Source organism: Streptomyces sp. 8N616, from assembly GCF_052246385.1.
In the GTDB taxonomy this organism is placed as follows: Bacteria; Actinomycetota; Actinomycetes; order Streptomycetales; family Streptomycetaceae; genus Streptomyces.
Genome location: NZ_JBQQBY010000007.1, coordinates 169,359 through 182,564 on the forward strand (window position 1 = coordinate 169,359; position 13,206 = coordinate 182,564).

General features: G+C 72.4%; 11 protein-coding genes. 5 read left to right on the forward strand and 6 right to left on the reverse strand.

From position 1 onward, the window contains the following. Positions 1-2: 2 nt before the first annotated feature. The 4 genes from ACTWQC_RS08825 to ACTWQC_RS08840 all read left to right on the forward strand — a co-directional run bounded on the left by ACTWQC_RS08825 (position 3) and on the right by ACTWQC_RS08840 (position 4,127). Positions 3-1,028 (forward strand): AAA family ATPase, encoded by a 1,026-nt coding sequence (locus ACTWQC_RS08825; RefSeq protein ID WP_443315004.1) that lies wholly within the window; start codon positions 3-5, stop codon positions 1,026-1,028. Between the two features lie 5 nt (positions 1,029-1,033). Continuing rightward, positions 1,034-2,302 carry a vWA domain-containing protein gene (locus ACTWQC_RS08830; RefSeq protein ID WP_443315005.1) on the forward strand — a complete coding sequence of 423 codons (1,269 nt, stop codon included), beginning with the start codon at positions 1,034-1,036 and terminating at the stop codon, positions 2,300-2,302. Continuing rightward, positions 2,295-3,407, forward strand: coding sequence for an XdhC family protein (locus ACTWQC_RS08835; protein ID WP_443315006.1), 1,113 nt, complete (start codon positions 2,295-2,297; stop codon positions 3,405-3,407). Before ACTWQC_RS08830 ends, ACTWQC_RS08835 begins: the two co-directional genes overlap by 8 nt. 75 nt (positions 3,408-3,482) lie before the next feature. Continuing rightward, the gene (locus ACTWQC_RS08840; protein WP_443315007.1) at positions 3,483-4,127 is read left to right on the forward strand and encodes an SRPBCC family protein; all 645 of its coding nucleotides are present in this window, start codon (positions 3,483-3,485) and stop codon (positions 4,125-4,127) included. Positions 4,128-4,221: 94 nt separating this feature from the next. On the opposite strand, the gene ACTWQC_RS08845 is transcribed toward ACTWQC_RS08840, so the two are convergent. After that, positions 4,222-5,007 carry a CbtA family protein gene (locus ACTWQC_RS08845; RefSeq protein WP_443315008.1) on the reverse strand — a complete coding sequence of 262 codons (786 nt, stop codon included), beginning with the start codon at positions 5,005-5,007 and terminating at the stop codon, positions 4,222-4,224. 17 nt (positions 5,008-5,024) lie between these two features. After that, positions 5,025-5,246 carry a CbtB domain-containing protein gene (locus ACTWQC_RS08850; RefSeq protein ID WP_443315009.1) on the reverse strand — a complete coding sequence of 74 codons (222 nt, stop codon included), beginning with the start codon at positions 5,244-5,246 and terminating at the stop codon, positions 5,025-5,027. Between the two features lie 394 nt (positions 5,247-5,640). On the opposite strand from ACTWQC_RS08850, the gene ACTWQC_RS08855 reads away from it, so the two are divergent. Further along, positions 5,641-6,189 (forward strand): histidine phosphatase family protein, encoded by a 549-nt coding sequence (locus ACTWQC_RS08855; RefSeq protein ID WP_443315101.1) that lies wholly within the window; start codon positions 5,641-5,643, stop codon positions 6,187-6,189. A gap of 54 nt (positions 6,190-6,243) precedes the next feature. Here ACTWQC_RS08855 and ACTWQC_RS08860 read toward each other — a convergent pair whose 3' ends face one another. The 4 genes from ACTWQC_RS08860 to ACTWQC_RS08875 form a co-directional block, all read right to left on the reverse strand. After that, on the reverse strand, positions 6,244-9,114 hold the full coding sequence (locus ACTWQC_RS08860; RefSeq protein WP_443315010.1) for an NHLP bacteriocin export ABC transporter permease/ATPase subunit: 2,871 nt from the start codon (positions 9,112-9,114) through the stop codon (positions 6,244-6,246). A 109-nt stretch (positions 9,115-9,223) separates the two neighbouring features. Continuing rightward, positions 9,224-11,341, reverse strand: a complete 2,118-nt coding sequence (locus tag ACTWQC_RS08865; RefSeq protein ID WP_443315102.1) for an NHLP family bacteriocin export ABC transporter peptidase/permease/ATPase subunit — start codon at positions 11,339-11,341, stop codon at positions 9,224-9,226. Between the two features lie 218 nt (positions 11,342-11,559). After that, the gene (locus ACTWQC_RS08870) at positions 11,560-12,366 is read right to left on the reverse strand and encodes an HlyD family efflux transporter periplasmic adaptor subunit (RefSeq protein WP_443315011.1); all 807 of its coding nucleotides are present in this window, start codon (positions 12,364-12,366) and stop codon (positions 11,560-11,562) included. 219 nt (positions 12,367-12,585) lie between these two features. Continuing rightward, positions 12,586-12,816: a type A2 lantipeptide gene (locus ACTWQC_RS08875; protein ID WP_443315012.1), complete on the reverse strand. Its 231-nt coding sequence runs from the start codon at positions 12,814-12,816 to the stop codon at positions 12,586-12,588. Positions 12,817-13,206 lie beyond the last annotated feature (390 nt).

Consider the following 13,206-nt stretch of genomic DNA (forward strand, 5'->3'; position numbering starts at 1 on the left):
GGATGAGCGCGAGTACGCGAAGGAGCCCGGCGGCGGGGAGCGGTGGCGCGCAGCGGGACACCGGCGGGGGATCCACGGACCCGCCCGCGCGGGACACCGGCGCCGTACCCACGGACCCGCGGGATGTCCACCCGGCGCCCGGGGATCCGTCCGGTGGCAGCCCCTCCGCACTGCGGGCCCGCCTGGAGGAGACCGGCTATCTCGTGGACGACGGGCTCGCCATCGCCTGCTTCCTCGCGCTGAAGCTGCACCGGCCGCTCTTCTGCGAGGGCGACGCGGGCGCGGGCAAGACCTCGCTCGCCTCCGCCCTCGCCCAGGTCCTCGGTGCGCCGCTGATCCGGCTGCAGTGCTACGAGGGCATCGACGCCGCCCAGGCGCTCTACGACTGGGATTTCCCGCGCCAGCTGCTGCATCTGCGGGCCGCCGAGGCCGCGGGGGTCACGGAGGCGGACCGGCTGGAGAGCGAGCTCTACAGCAGGCGCTTCCTCATCGCCCGCCCGCTGCTGCAGGCGCTGGAGACCCACCCTTCGGTACTCCTGGTCGACGAAGTCGACCGCGCCGACGACGAGTTCGAGGCGTTTCTGCTCGAGCTGCTGTCGGAGTACGCGGTCACGATCCCCGAACTGGGCACCCTGCGGGCCGAGTCGCCGCCCGTCGTGGTGGTCACCTCCAACCGGACGCGCGAGGTCCACGACGCCCTGAAGCGGCGCTGCCTCTACCACTGGTTCGACCACCCCGGCTTCGAGCGCGAGCTGGCGATCGTACGCCGCAGGCAGCCGCAGGTGACCGAGCGGCTCGCCGCCCAGGTCACGGCCGTGGTGCAGACGCTGCGCGGGCAGGATCTGGTCAAGCCGCCCGGCGTGGCCGAGACCATCGACTGGGCCGAGGCCTTGGACGCGCTCGGCGCGAGCGAGCTCGACGCGGAGCTGGCCGTCGCCACCCTCGGCTCGGTGCTCAAGTACCGCGAGGACGCGGAGCGGGCCCGCGGCCTGGACCTGACGACGATCCTCGCGGGGCGGGGGGTGTAGGGCGAATGAAAAGGTGTGGGCAATCGTTCCGCAGGGGCGATGGGGGCGCCGCCATGCCGTCCGGGCTATGGGAGAGGGTGGGCACACCCGATCCGCAGCCGGCGACGGCGAGCAACCACGGCCGGACCGGCCCCTCTGCGGATGCGACCACCGTCCTGGTCGGCTTCGCACGGGCCCTGCGCGCCGCGGGCGTCGACGCGGGGTCCGACCGGGTTCAGGCGTTTCTCGGGGCGCTCGACGTTCTGGGGCCCGGAGTGCGGTCGGACGTCTACTGGGCGGGGCGGCTCACACTCTGCGGGGACGAGGACGATCTGCGGCGCTACGACGGGGTCTTCGCCGCGTACTTCGACATCCGGCCGGACTTCGCCGAGCGGGCGCATCCGCTTCCCCGGCCGGCGGTGCGGCTCGCACCGGCCGCAACTGCGCCGACCGGCACGGGCGATGAGGACGTCGGCGCGGCCGCGCCGACGGCGGCCACGCTTGCCAGTTCCGCCGAGGTGCTGCGCCACCGCGACGTGGGCGAGCTGTCCTCGTCCGAACGGGCCGCGCTGCGGCGGCTGCTCGCGGCGTTCTCGCTGAGCGGCGAGCCGCGCCGTACGCCGCGGCTGCGCCCGGCCGGGCGCGGCGCCGTCGATCCGCGGCGCACCGTACGGGAGTTGCTGCGCGGCGGCGGCGAACCGGCCCGGCTGCGCTACCGCGCCCCGTCCGCCAAACCCCGCCGGGTGGTGCTGCTGCTCGACGTGAGCGGCTCGATGGCCCCGTACGCCGACGCTCTGCTGCGCTTTGCGCACGCCGCCGCCCATGGACAGGCGGGGCCGGGGGAGCGGGCCCGGAACCGTACGGAGGTGTTCACCGTCGGCACCCGGCTGACCCGCGTGACCCGGGAGCTGGCGCACCGGGACCCGGACGCCGCGATGGCCGCTGTCGGGGCCGCGGTGCCCGACTGGAGCGGCGGCACCCGCCTCGGCGAGATGCTCCGCGCCTTCCTCGACCGGTGGGGGCAGCGCGGCATGGCCCGCGGGGCGGTGGTCGTCCTGCTGTCCGACGGATGGGAGTGCGGCGACCCGGCGCTGCTCGCGGCGCAGATGCGGCGGCTGCACCGGCTCGCGCACCGGGTGGTCTGGGCGAACCCGCGCAAGGGGCGGCCCGGTTACGCGCCGCTCGCGGCCGGTATGGCGGCGGCCCTGCCCAGCGTCGACTCCTTCGTCGAGGGGCACAGCCTGGGCGCCCTGGAGCACGTGGCGGCGGTCGTGAGGGGAGCGGTCGATGCGTGAGATCCTCCCGGCCCTGCGCCGCTGGTACGAGTCGGGGACGCCGTTCGGGCTCGCCACGGTCGTCGCCGTGACCCGCAGCGCGCCGCGCGGCCCGGGGGCGGCGATGGCGGTGAACCCGGAGGACGAGGTGGTGGGCAGTGTCTCCGGCGGCTGCGTGGAGGGCGCGGTCTTCGAGCTGGCGAAGGAGGTCGTGGAGACCGGGCAGGCACAGCTGGAGAGGTTCGGCTACAGCGACGAGGACGCGTTCGCCGTCGGGCTCACCTGCGGCGGCGAGATCACGCTGCTGGTGCGGCCGGTGTCGCAGGCGACGGACCCGGCGTTCGCGGAGGTCGCAGAGGCGGTGGCCGACCAGCGCCCGGTCGCGATGGCCACCGTCCTCGACGGGCCGGCCCCGCGTGGCGCCACGCTCGCCGTCTGGCCCGAGCGGGTCTCCGGCACGCTCGGCTCCGGCGGCCTCGACGCGGCGGTCGCGGCGGACGCGCGCGGGGAGCTGGCGCAGGGCGCGACCGGGCAGCGCCACTACGGGCCGCACGGCGAGCGACGGGAGGACGATGTCGCCGTATTCCTGCAGTCGTTCGCCCCGCCGCCGCGGATGCTGGTGTTCGGCGCGATCGACTTCGCGGCGGCCGTGGCCCGCATCGGCGCGTTCCTCGGCTACCGGGTCACCGTGTGCGACGCACGGCCGGTCTTCGCCACGCCCAAGCGCTTCCCCGAAGGCGTGGAGGTGGTCGTGGACTGGCCGCACCGCTACCTGCGGAACACCCAGACGGACGGACGGACCGTGATCTGCGTGCTCACCCACGACCCCAAGTTCGACGTGCCGCTCCTCGAGGTCGCGCTGCGCTCCCCCGCCGCGTACGTCGGCGCGATGGGCAGCCGCCGCACCCACGAGGACCGCCTGAAGGCGCTGCGGGAGACCGGACTTGAGGACGCGGAGCTGGCGCGGCTGCGCTCGCCGATCGGCCTCGACCTGGGCGCCCGTACGCCCGAGGAGGTGGCCGTCTCGATCGCGGCGGAGATGGTGGCGTTGCGCTGGGGCGGCAGCGGCACGGCGCTGACGGAGACGGCGGGCGCGATCCACCCTCCGCATCTGAAACCGGTGTGAGGAGGAGCCTGCCGGTGTGCGGAGGCTGAGCAGGCTGAGGACGAGGAGGACGCCGAGGAGGCTGAGGAGGAGAACATGGAGCTGCACCACGAGTTCACCGTCCCGGTCCCGGTCGACGAGGCGTGGCGGGTGCTGCTGGACATCGAGCGGGTGGCGCCCTGCATGCCGGGGGCGTCGGTCGAGGGGTTCGACGGCGAGACCATCACCGGCGCCGTGAAGGTGAAGGTCGGCCCGATCACGGTGACGTACCGGGGCACGGCGACCTTCCGGGAGCAGGACGAGTCCGCGCACCGGATCGTCCTGGCCGCAAGCGGCCGGGAGGTCCGCGGGCAGGGCACGGCACGGGCCACGGTGACAGGGACGCTGGCCGGACACGACGGCGGGGAGACGGCGGTGACCGTGGCGACCGACCTGACGGTCACCGGGCGGCCGGCCCAGTTCGGGCGCGGGGTGATGGCCGAGGTGGGCGAGAAGCTCATCGGCCAGTTCGCCGCGTGCCTGTCGGAGCAACTGGCCCGTGCGGCACCGGCTGCGGCGACCGCCGAGACCGCCCCTGCGGCCCCGGAACCGGCTCCGGAACCGGCTCCGGAACCAGCGATCCAGCCGATCGACCTCCTCCGCGCGGCGGGCGCCCCACTCGCCAAGCGCGCGGCAGCCGCCCTCGCCTTCGCCGCCCTCACCGCGCTGGTGGCGGTCCTGTGCCGCCGCAGGAGGCGGTGACGGGGACCATGCCGTGCTCCGGCTGACGCGGAAGGACCCGCCGGGCGCGCCCCCGGCGGGTCCTTCGGCTATCTCGTGTGCCTCGTGCCGCCGTTCAGGGGGCGGCAGGGGCAGTAGGGGCGGCTGACCGCGAGGCCGTGCCGCTCGCCGTCTCATCTGCGGTGCCGGGTACGAGCACCCGCTCGGCGAGGTACCCGAAGAGCAGCCCGAACGCTGCCCACAGCAGAGCCTGGATGCCGACCGAGGCCAGCCGGAACTCCCACAGCACGGCGGCCGGGAAGTCGGCGGGCGTCTCGTCGAACGCCGGCAGGAACGCCATGGCGAGGGCGGTCGCCCCCACGAAGGCCGCCGAGGCGACGATCGAGGCGTTCCAGTTGCCGAGGCGTCCGGCGAGCCGCCGCCCCAGCAGGGTCGCGCCCACGACCAGCAGCACGCTGAGCACGATCATCAGGAAGTACAGCGCGGTGCGCTGGTTGATGGTGCCCGGATCGCTCGTCGCGGGCGGATTCGCCGGGTACTTGAGGAACGGCACCAGGCAGATCGTGACGAAGGCCGCCGCTGCGACCAGCGCCGCGGTGGCCCGGGGCCCGAACCGGCCGATACGGCCCAGAGCGAAGCAGAACGCCAGCGAGGCGATACCGCCCACGGCGATGCCGAAGACCAGCGTGCCGGTGGCCAGGCCGGCGGTCGACTGCACCGACCGGCTGACCAGCTCCACGCCCTCGTGCCCGTGCCCGTGGGACTGGGCTTCCTCGTAGGCGATGGCGGCGTCCACGGACGGTTCGCCGATGAGGTACGCGAGGCCGAAGGCCAGCAGACCCGCGACGACGCCCGCGAGCATGCCGCGTACCAACAGGGTGCGTACAGTGACGGAGTTCATGTGCGCGTCGTCCCCGCTCAGTGGCAGGGGAAGCCGAGCAGGTGCCTGCCGTCGTGCACCCACTCGTGGACGCCCTCGCCGGAGAACACCGCGAAGGCCCCCTGCTCGGCTCCGACGAAGTACAGCAGGACGAGCATCAGGATGCCGAAGAACGCGGCCCAGGGCAGGACCGCCCGGATCGGCAGGGGCGCTAGGGCGGGCGGGGAAACAGGTGCGGGGGCAACGGCGGACTGGGCCATGGCGAGACCTCCTCGGGAACACGCGTCCCGTCATCGGGTGGAGCTACGCGACGACGGCGCGGGGTCTGACTCGCCTCGCCGCCACCTCCCTGTGGGCGGATGGCCGCTCGGCACACAGTGGCGCGACCGTGCCGGATTTGCACCGGACTTCCGTACGCACCGTCGTCCTGTCGCACCAGACGGTACAGGCCCCTGTCCCACCAGCCAATACCGGCCATGGGCCAGACCTCCCGGGACGGGTCCCGGCGACCGCCACGGGCGATGACCTGGAGCGCAGGGATAGCATCACCGCACACCCGTACCAACCCGGCCGCAGGCTCGGGCAAAATACGGCGCCTGCCCGCGCGCCCGCTCGACGGAAGGACCTGCTCCCATCACCATCCGGCTGACCCTGATCGCCCCGGCGTCCAGCGCGGCCCTACGGGAGGCCAGGTTCGACGACGACGGTTCCCTCGACGACCGCGGGCTCCAGGACGCGCGGGCCGCCGCCGCGTCGCTGGCCGCGGCGACCTGGCGGCAGTACCGCGGGCCGTCCACGCGCTGCCGCCAGACCGCCGAGGCCCTCGGCCTGGACGCCGAGCCCGAACCTGCCCTGCGCGACTGCGACATGGGGCGGTGGCGCGGCCGCGCGCTGGCCGACCTCGCCGCGGCCGAGCCCGAAGGTCTCGCCGCCTGGACCTCGGACCCCGCCGCCGCCCCGCACGGCGGCGAGTCCGTCCTCGAACTCTGCGGGCGTATCGCCGCCTGGCTCGACGACCTGCCGGCCGACGCGGGCCGGACGGTCGCGATCGCCGAGCCCGCGGTCGTACGCGCCGCGATCCTGCACGCCCTGTCCGCACCCCCGCAGTCGTTCTGGCGCATCGACGTGCCCCCGCTGTCCGCCACCCGCCTGGTCGGCCGCACAGGCCGGTGGAATCTGCGCGTTGACGGCCTGTCGGGGTGAGTCCACGGCCCCCGGGCGCTCCCCGCTCGACGAAGCCGCTGCACCGCCGCCCCCTCACCGGATCTGACGGCGTACGAGCTCGTGGAACAACCCGCCCGTGTCGGCGAGCAGTTCTGCGGGTGGGCCCTGCTGGGCGACGCGGCCGTCCGACATGACGATCACCCGGTCCGCGTCCATGACGGTGGAGAGCCGGTGGGCGATCACGATGCGGGTGGAGCGCAGCTTGCGGGTGCTCTCGATCACGATGCGCTGGGTCTCGTTGTCCAGCGCGCTGGTGGCTTCGTCGAAGAACAGGATGCGCGGGCGGCGGATGAGGGCCTGGGCGATCATCAGGCGCTGGCGCTGCCCGCCGGAGACGGTCCCGCCGCCGTCGGAGAGCACGGTGTGCATGCCCATCGGCATGCGCTTGATGTCCTCGGCCAGGCCGGCCATCTCCGCGGCTTCCCACGCCTCTTCGAACGAGAACATCTCTGCCCCGCAGATGCAGTCCAGTATCGAGCCGGTGATCGGCTGGGCGTTCTGCAGGACGACCCCGCACTGGCGGCGCACGGCTGCCTGGTCGAGGGCGGCCAGGTCCTGGCCGTCGTAGAGCACGCTGCCCGACGCCGGCCGGTCGAAGCCGATGAGCAGCCGGAGCAGGGTCGACTTGCCGCAGCCGCTGGCCCCGACGACCGCGACGAACTCGCCCGGCCTCACCTGGAAGGAGACGTTGTCGAGCACCAGCGGCCCGTCCTCGGCGTATCTGTACGACAGTTGCCTGGCCTCGATCTCGCCGGACAGGGTGCCGGTCGTGGCACTCCGTCCGCGCACCTCGGGAGCCTCGTCGAGCACCGGCTTGATCTGCTCGAACATCGGCAGGACGGAGGCGGCCGAGATGAGCGCGCCGGTCAGCTGCGTCACCGAGGTGAGCATCATCGTCACCGCGGAGTTGAAGGTGAGGAAGCCGCTCGCCGACAGGCTCCCGCGGGCCGGTCCCGCGAGCAGCATGAACATCAGGAGCATGCAGAGCGGCAGATAGACCGCGTTGAAGACCGTGATCAGGTTCTTGATCCGGCCCACCCGCTGCTGGAGTTCGCGGCTGCGGGCGAACTCCCGCGCCCAGGCCGCGTACGCGAAGCTCTCGGCCGCGGCGACGCGCAGTTTGGGCAGCCCGCGCAGGGTCTGGAAGGCCTGGTTGTTGAGCTTGTTGCCGAGCTTGATCAAGCGGCGCTGCCAGCGCAGCTGCCACAGCCCGAGCCCGAGGAACACCGAGGCGATGACGGTCAGCATGCCGATCGCCATGAGCGCCAGCGGGATGCTGTAGCACAGCAGCAGTACGAGGTTCACCGCGGCGACCGTGCCCGCCTGCACGGCCACCGAGCTGATGCCGGACATGACGCGGCGGATGGTACTGATCCCCATGGCCGCGCTGGCCAGCTCTCCGGTCGAGCGCTCGGCGAAGAACCTCGTCGGCAGGCGCAGCAGCCGGTCCCAGACGGCCGGTTGCAGCGTGCTCTCGATGCGCCCCTCCATCCGCAGGATGGAGATGTTCTGCAGCAGCATGAACGCGGCGGCGACGATGCTGGTGGCGACGATGGCCAGGGCTGCCTGGACGATGAGACCGTTCTCGGCGTTCGGTACGTAGACGCCGAGCACCTGTCCGGTGGCGATCGGCACCAGCGCGCCGAGGCCGACCGCGACCAGCCCGCCGAGGGCCAGACTGCGCAGGTCCGTCCCGGTGCCGCGGAGGCTGAAGCGCAGCAGCCGCCAGGCGCTCATCGGCCGCTCGGGCAGCGGGCGGTAGAACATGACGCCGCGCGGCTCGAACTCCCCCGCCTCCGCCTTCCCGATTCTCTGCCGCTCGCCGGTGACCGGATCCACCGCCTCGTACCTGCCCCGGCGCCACAGCAGTGCGACCGGGGCCCCGGTCTCCGACCGGTGGCCCACGAGCGGGCCGCTGTTCTCCCGCCACCAGCGCCCGCCGAGCTTGACCACGCGGGTACGGATCCGTGAGCTGAGCGCGATGCGCTCGACCGGATTCATCCGGCCGGTCAGCGAGCCGCCCTCCGCGGGCGCCGAGAGCGTGATCCCGGCCGCGTCTGCGACCGCGCGGCAGACGGCGAGTGTGGCGTCGTCGGTTCCCCCGGCGTCGCGGGCGGCGGCCTTCCCCGACCTGCCGATGGAGGCGAGCAGCGCCTGATCCGCCTGCGCGCGCACCGCTTCACCGGCCTCGATGCCGGCCGCGGTCCGGTCCTCGTGAGCGCGCTCGAGCTGTTCTATCCAACGGTCCAGTGCGCACAGAAGCCGGTACTGCTGGTCGACTATGCGCTGCCACATGGCGCCGTCGATGAGCAGGTCGGCGGCCGCGTCCGCGCTGCAGGCGGCGCCGTACTGCACGCTGCCGGGCGCCACGTGCATCCACACGATGTCGTCGTCGGCCGGCGCGGATGCAGGCGCCGGTCCGTCCGTGGCCGGGGCCTGGCCGGGCCGACCGTCCAGCGGGGCCTCGAACAGGACGCGCAGGCTGCGTCCGATGCCGCGGGCGAACGCGTCCTCCAGCGGGCCGAGGTGACCTTCGGGGCTGCGGTACGCGTACGGGTCGCCGTACGCGTACCCGTACGCGTACCCGTATCCCTCGCCGTACGCGTAGCCGTACCCCTCGCCGTACTCGGGCCGGAACAGCTCCCGGAGCTGGATCCGGCGCAGCGCGCACCCCTGCAGAGGCCTGCCGACCAGAGTGTGCTGAGGGCCTTCGACCGGCCCCAACAGGAGAGTTCCGGGTTCGAGCCGGCCGAGGAAGTGCCAGTGCCCCTGCTGGCCCGCGTCGACCGCGAACAGGTCCAGCGCGCCGTCCACGACGAGCCAGAGGACGTGCGGACCCTCCAGCGGCAGGCTGCGCGCACCGGTGCAGTCGACCGGTTCGCCCAGGCTGCCCAGTTCCCCCATAGCCTCAAGGGCATGGGTGGGGGCACCCCCAGCGGTAGCTGGGGGAGTACCCGCATCGTCGTACGGCTGCGCTCCGGTGGCGGCCGCCGGTTGGTGAACTGATGCCACCTCAGTGCTCCTTGACCAGCTCGGCGTACGCTCCCCCGGCCGCGACCAGCTCCTCGTGCCGCCCGCGCTCCACGACTGTTCCGTGGTCCAGCACGACGATCTCGTCGCTGTCGCGCACCGTGCTGAGCCGGTGGGCGATCACGACACAGGCACAGCCGCGGCGCCGCAGATTGTCGATGATGACCTGCTCGGTCTCCGCGTCCAGGGCGCTGGTCACCTCGTCGAGGACCAGGATGCTGGGCCGACGGACCAGCGCCCGGGCGATCTCAAGACGCTGCCGCTGGCCACCGGAGAAGTTACGGCCGTCCTGCTCCACCCGGCTGCGGATGCCGCCGGGTCGGCGGGCGACCACGTCGTGAAGGGCTGCGTCCTTGAGGGCCGCGATGACGGCCTCGTCCGGTATCGAGGGGTCCCACAGGGCCACGTTGTCGCGGACAGTGCCCTCGAAGAGGAAGACGTCCTGGTCGACGAACGACACCGAGGCGGCCAGCGCGCCGCGCGGGATCTCCTCGAGCCGCTGTCCGTCAATCCGGATCGCGCCCTCCCACGGGCTGTAGAGACCGGAAATGAGCCGGGAGACGGTGGACTTGCCGCTGCCGGACCCGCCGACGAGCGCGACCTGCCGGCCCGGCCCGACGGACAGCGAGAAGTCGGTGAGCAGCGGCTTGTCGAGCGGGCTGTATCCGAACGTGACGTTCTCCAGCGACACATGCCCCTTGAGCCTGCGGGTGCTCGCGGCCGGCTCCCGCCGCGAGTACAGCGGGTCGACCGGGAAGCTCTCGACGTCCTTGAGCCGCGCCACGTCGGCCGCGAAGTCCTGGATCCGGCCCGCCACCCCGTTCAGCCGGGTGATCGGCGCGGTGAAGCTGGTCACCAGTGCCTGGAAGGCGACGAGCAGTCCGATCGAGAGATGGCCCTCCACCGCCCGTAGGCCTCCGATCAGCAGGATCATCGCGCTGTTGAGGGCCGCGAGGGTGGGCGCGACGACGGCCAGCGCCGCGCTCGGCACGCCGAGCCGCTGCTGTACGTCCAGCGTGGTCGCGTGCTGCCCTGCCCAGCGGCGGAAGTAGCCGTTCTCGCCTCCGGTCGCCTTCATCGTCTCGATGAGCTGGAGACCGCTGTAGGAGGTGTTCGTCAGCCGGGCGCTGTCCGCGCGCAGCTTCAGGGTGCCGGTGGCACGGATACGGACCACCACGCGCATGGCGGCCACGTTGAGCAGCGCGATCAGCACGCCGATGACGGTCAGCTGCGGGTCGTAGGTCCACAGCAGGACGGCGTAGAGGATCACGACCACGGCGTCCACGCCCGCGGCGGCGACGTCCCTCGCCAGGGTCTCGGCCACCGTGTCGTTGGACTGCAGGCGCTGTACGAGGTCGGCCGGGTTGCGCTGGGCGAAGAAGGTGACCGGCAGCCTGAGCAGATGCCGCAGGAACCGGGCGCTGCTCAGCGTGGACGAGATGATGCGCCCGCGCAGCAGATTCGCCTGCTGCAGAGCGGTCAGCGCGGCGGTGAGCACCACCGCGGTGCCCATCGACGCGAAGAGCACGCCCAGCAGCGACGTCTGGTTCCCGATCAGGAACATGTCGATGTACGTGCGGCTCAGCGCCGGTACCGCCGCGCCAACGACGACGAGCAGGAGGCTGGCGATCACCGCGGCGAGCATCGTGCCGGTCGTGCCGCGCAGCCGCGCCGGCATGGCGCCCAGGATCCCCGGCTTACGGCCGCCCCGGCGGAACCCGTCGTCGGGCTCGAAGGTCAGCACGACGCCGGTGAAGCTGGTGTCGAAGTCCTCCATCGAGACGAACCGGCGGCCCTTGCCCGGATCGTTGATGTGCACGCCCCGCCGGCCGAAGCGCCGCCCGCTCCCGTCGTAGACGACGTAGTGGTTGAACTCCCAGAAGAGGATGGCCGGCGGCCGGACCTCCGCCAGGGCGGCCGGTTCCATCTGCATGCCCTTGGCCCGCAGGCCGTAGCCGCGTGCCGCCTTGAGCAGGTTGCCGGCCCGGGAGCCGTCGCGCGACACCCCGCAGGCGATCCGCAGCTCCTCGAGGGGGACATGCCTGCCGTAGTGGCCGAGGACCATGGCCAGCGAGGCGGCGCCGCACTCCACCGCCTCCATCTGGAGCACGGTGGGGCTGCGTACGGTCTTCTGCCTACGGCCCTTCGGCGCGGGCTCGGGCCTCGTCCGGGGCGGGCGGTGCCGCCCGCCCTTCGGGGCCTTTGTTGCCTTCGTTGCCTTCGTTGCCTTCGTTGCCTTCGTTGCCTTCGGGGGCGGACGGTGCGCGCCCCGACCCCCGGGCGGCAGGGACTGCGCCGTGGCGGGACCCTGCTCCGCGGTCACGGGAGGAGCCAATCGACCGGGCGCTGCGCGGCCAGATGAACGGCGCCGCTGACCAGCGTCGTGGACTCGATCGCGTACGGGGGCCCTTCCGCCGACGACCACGCGTAGCCGGACTTCGTGCCGCTCGACCGGTCCAACTGCACCATGACCGCCACCGGCTGGCCCTTCTCCGAGAACTGCTCGCCCAACTGGCTGTCCCCGAGGAAGCCGGCGATCTGCTGCCGCGTCTGGGGCGCCCGGCCGACTGCCTTGACCCGGCCGCGCAACACCCCGAACTGCTGCGTCGGCACGGACTGGACGGTCAGGTCCACCGAAGCTCCGACGGGCACCGCCGCTCCGCTGCCACCCGGTACGTACAGCATTGCGACCAGCGGATCACCGACGTTGCCGACGCGCTCCACGGTCGCCACATCGGCCCCCGTGGTGACCACCGCGCCGATCTTGGCCACCAGCGTGGTCACCCGGCCCGCGGACACCGCGCGTACGGCCCGGTTCCCCTGCTGGGTGCTGACGCGCAGCAGGGGTGCGCCCTCGGACAGCATGTCGCCCTCTTCGGCGAGGACTGCGGTGACTTGACCCGCTACCGGGCTCTGCAGGACGTAACTGCCTTCCGCATGGGTGAGGATTCCGGGTGCGCTCAGCTTGGACGACACGGTTCCGGTCACGGCCCAGAAGCACGCCACGGCCATGACGGCGGCGGTGACGGTCAGGACGAGGCGGCCCTGCGGGCGGGCGAAGCGCACCGGCAGGTCGAGCTCTTCGGGCGATTGCAGCTTGGAAAGCGCCTTCTGCCGGAACTGCACGGAACTATTCCTTCAACTGCATTCGTTTCGGTCAGGCGGAACGGCCCGCCGTAACACGGGCATTGACGTGCGCGGATATCAGCCCGTGGCCGTCGATCGACGGCATCCATGAACCCCGGAACGTTCAGCTCCGGGGTTCATGGCCGACCCTACGGGGATTCAGATGTGTCGCAGGGCCGGGTAGCGCGCCTGGCTGTCAGGCCTGGCCGCGAACGTCCGTCAGAGACCGGCGATACCGGTGACCGGGGCGGTGTTGAGGCCGGTGATCTCCGTGACCTCCGTGGCGAGGCCGGTGGCACCGGCAACGGTTCCCATGGTCCCCGGCAGAGCGGACTGCACGGTGCTCGTGGCGTCCCCGACGACCGAGCCGAGAACACCACCGGAAATGTTGTCGAGGTCGCTGTCGGCAATCTCGCGGGTCTCGACCTGGGGGGTGAAGTCGTTACGCATGCCTTGCGTTTCCCTTCATTGCTCTGGGTGTTTCCGAGGGGGGAACGGACGGGTCTGCGACAAGCGATCCGGCCGCGTCAACGGTCGTTCTGGTACCCGAGATTCGGGGACCGTTTTTACAACTCCCGTATGGCGCAAGATGAAAGCACGCCGACGGGCCGAACGGCCAGCCGAGCAGCCGCAGAACCGGCGGACGTTCCGCCACTTCACCGTGCTGACGTGCAGCTTCGCGCACCGGATGGTGACGACTCCTTCACATGGCCCGCCGTATGCCCCTCGGGTCGATTCTCCTGGCCACGCGCCTCCCTCGACCTCAATGGGACATACCCGCGCCAAAGTCCTGGCAGGCGAACGGTGAAGCGAGTTCCCGGTCCGGCGCCGCGCCCCAAC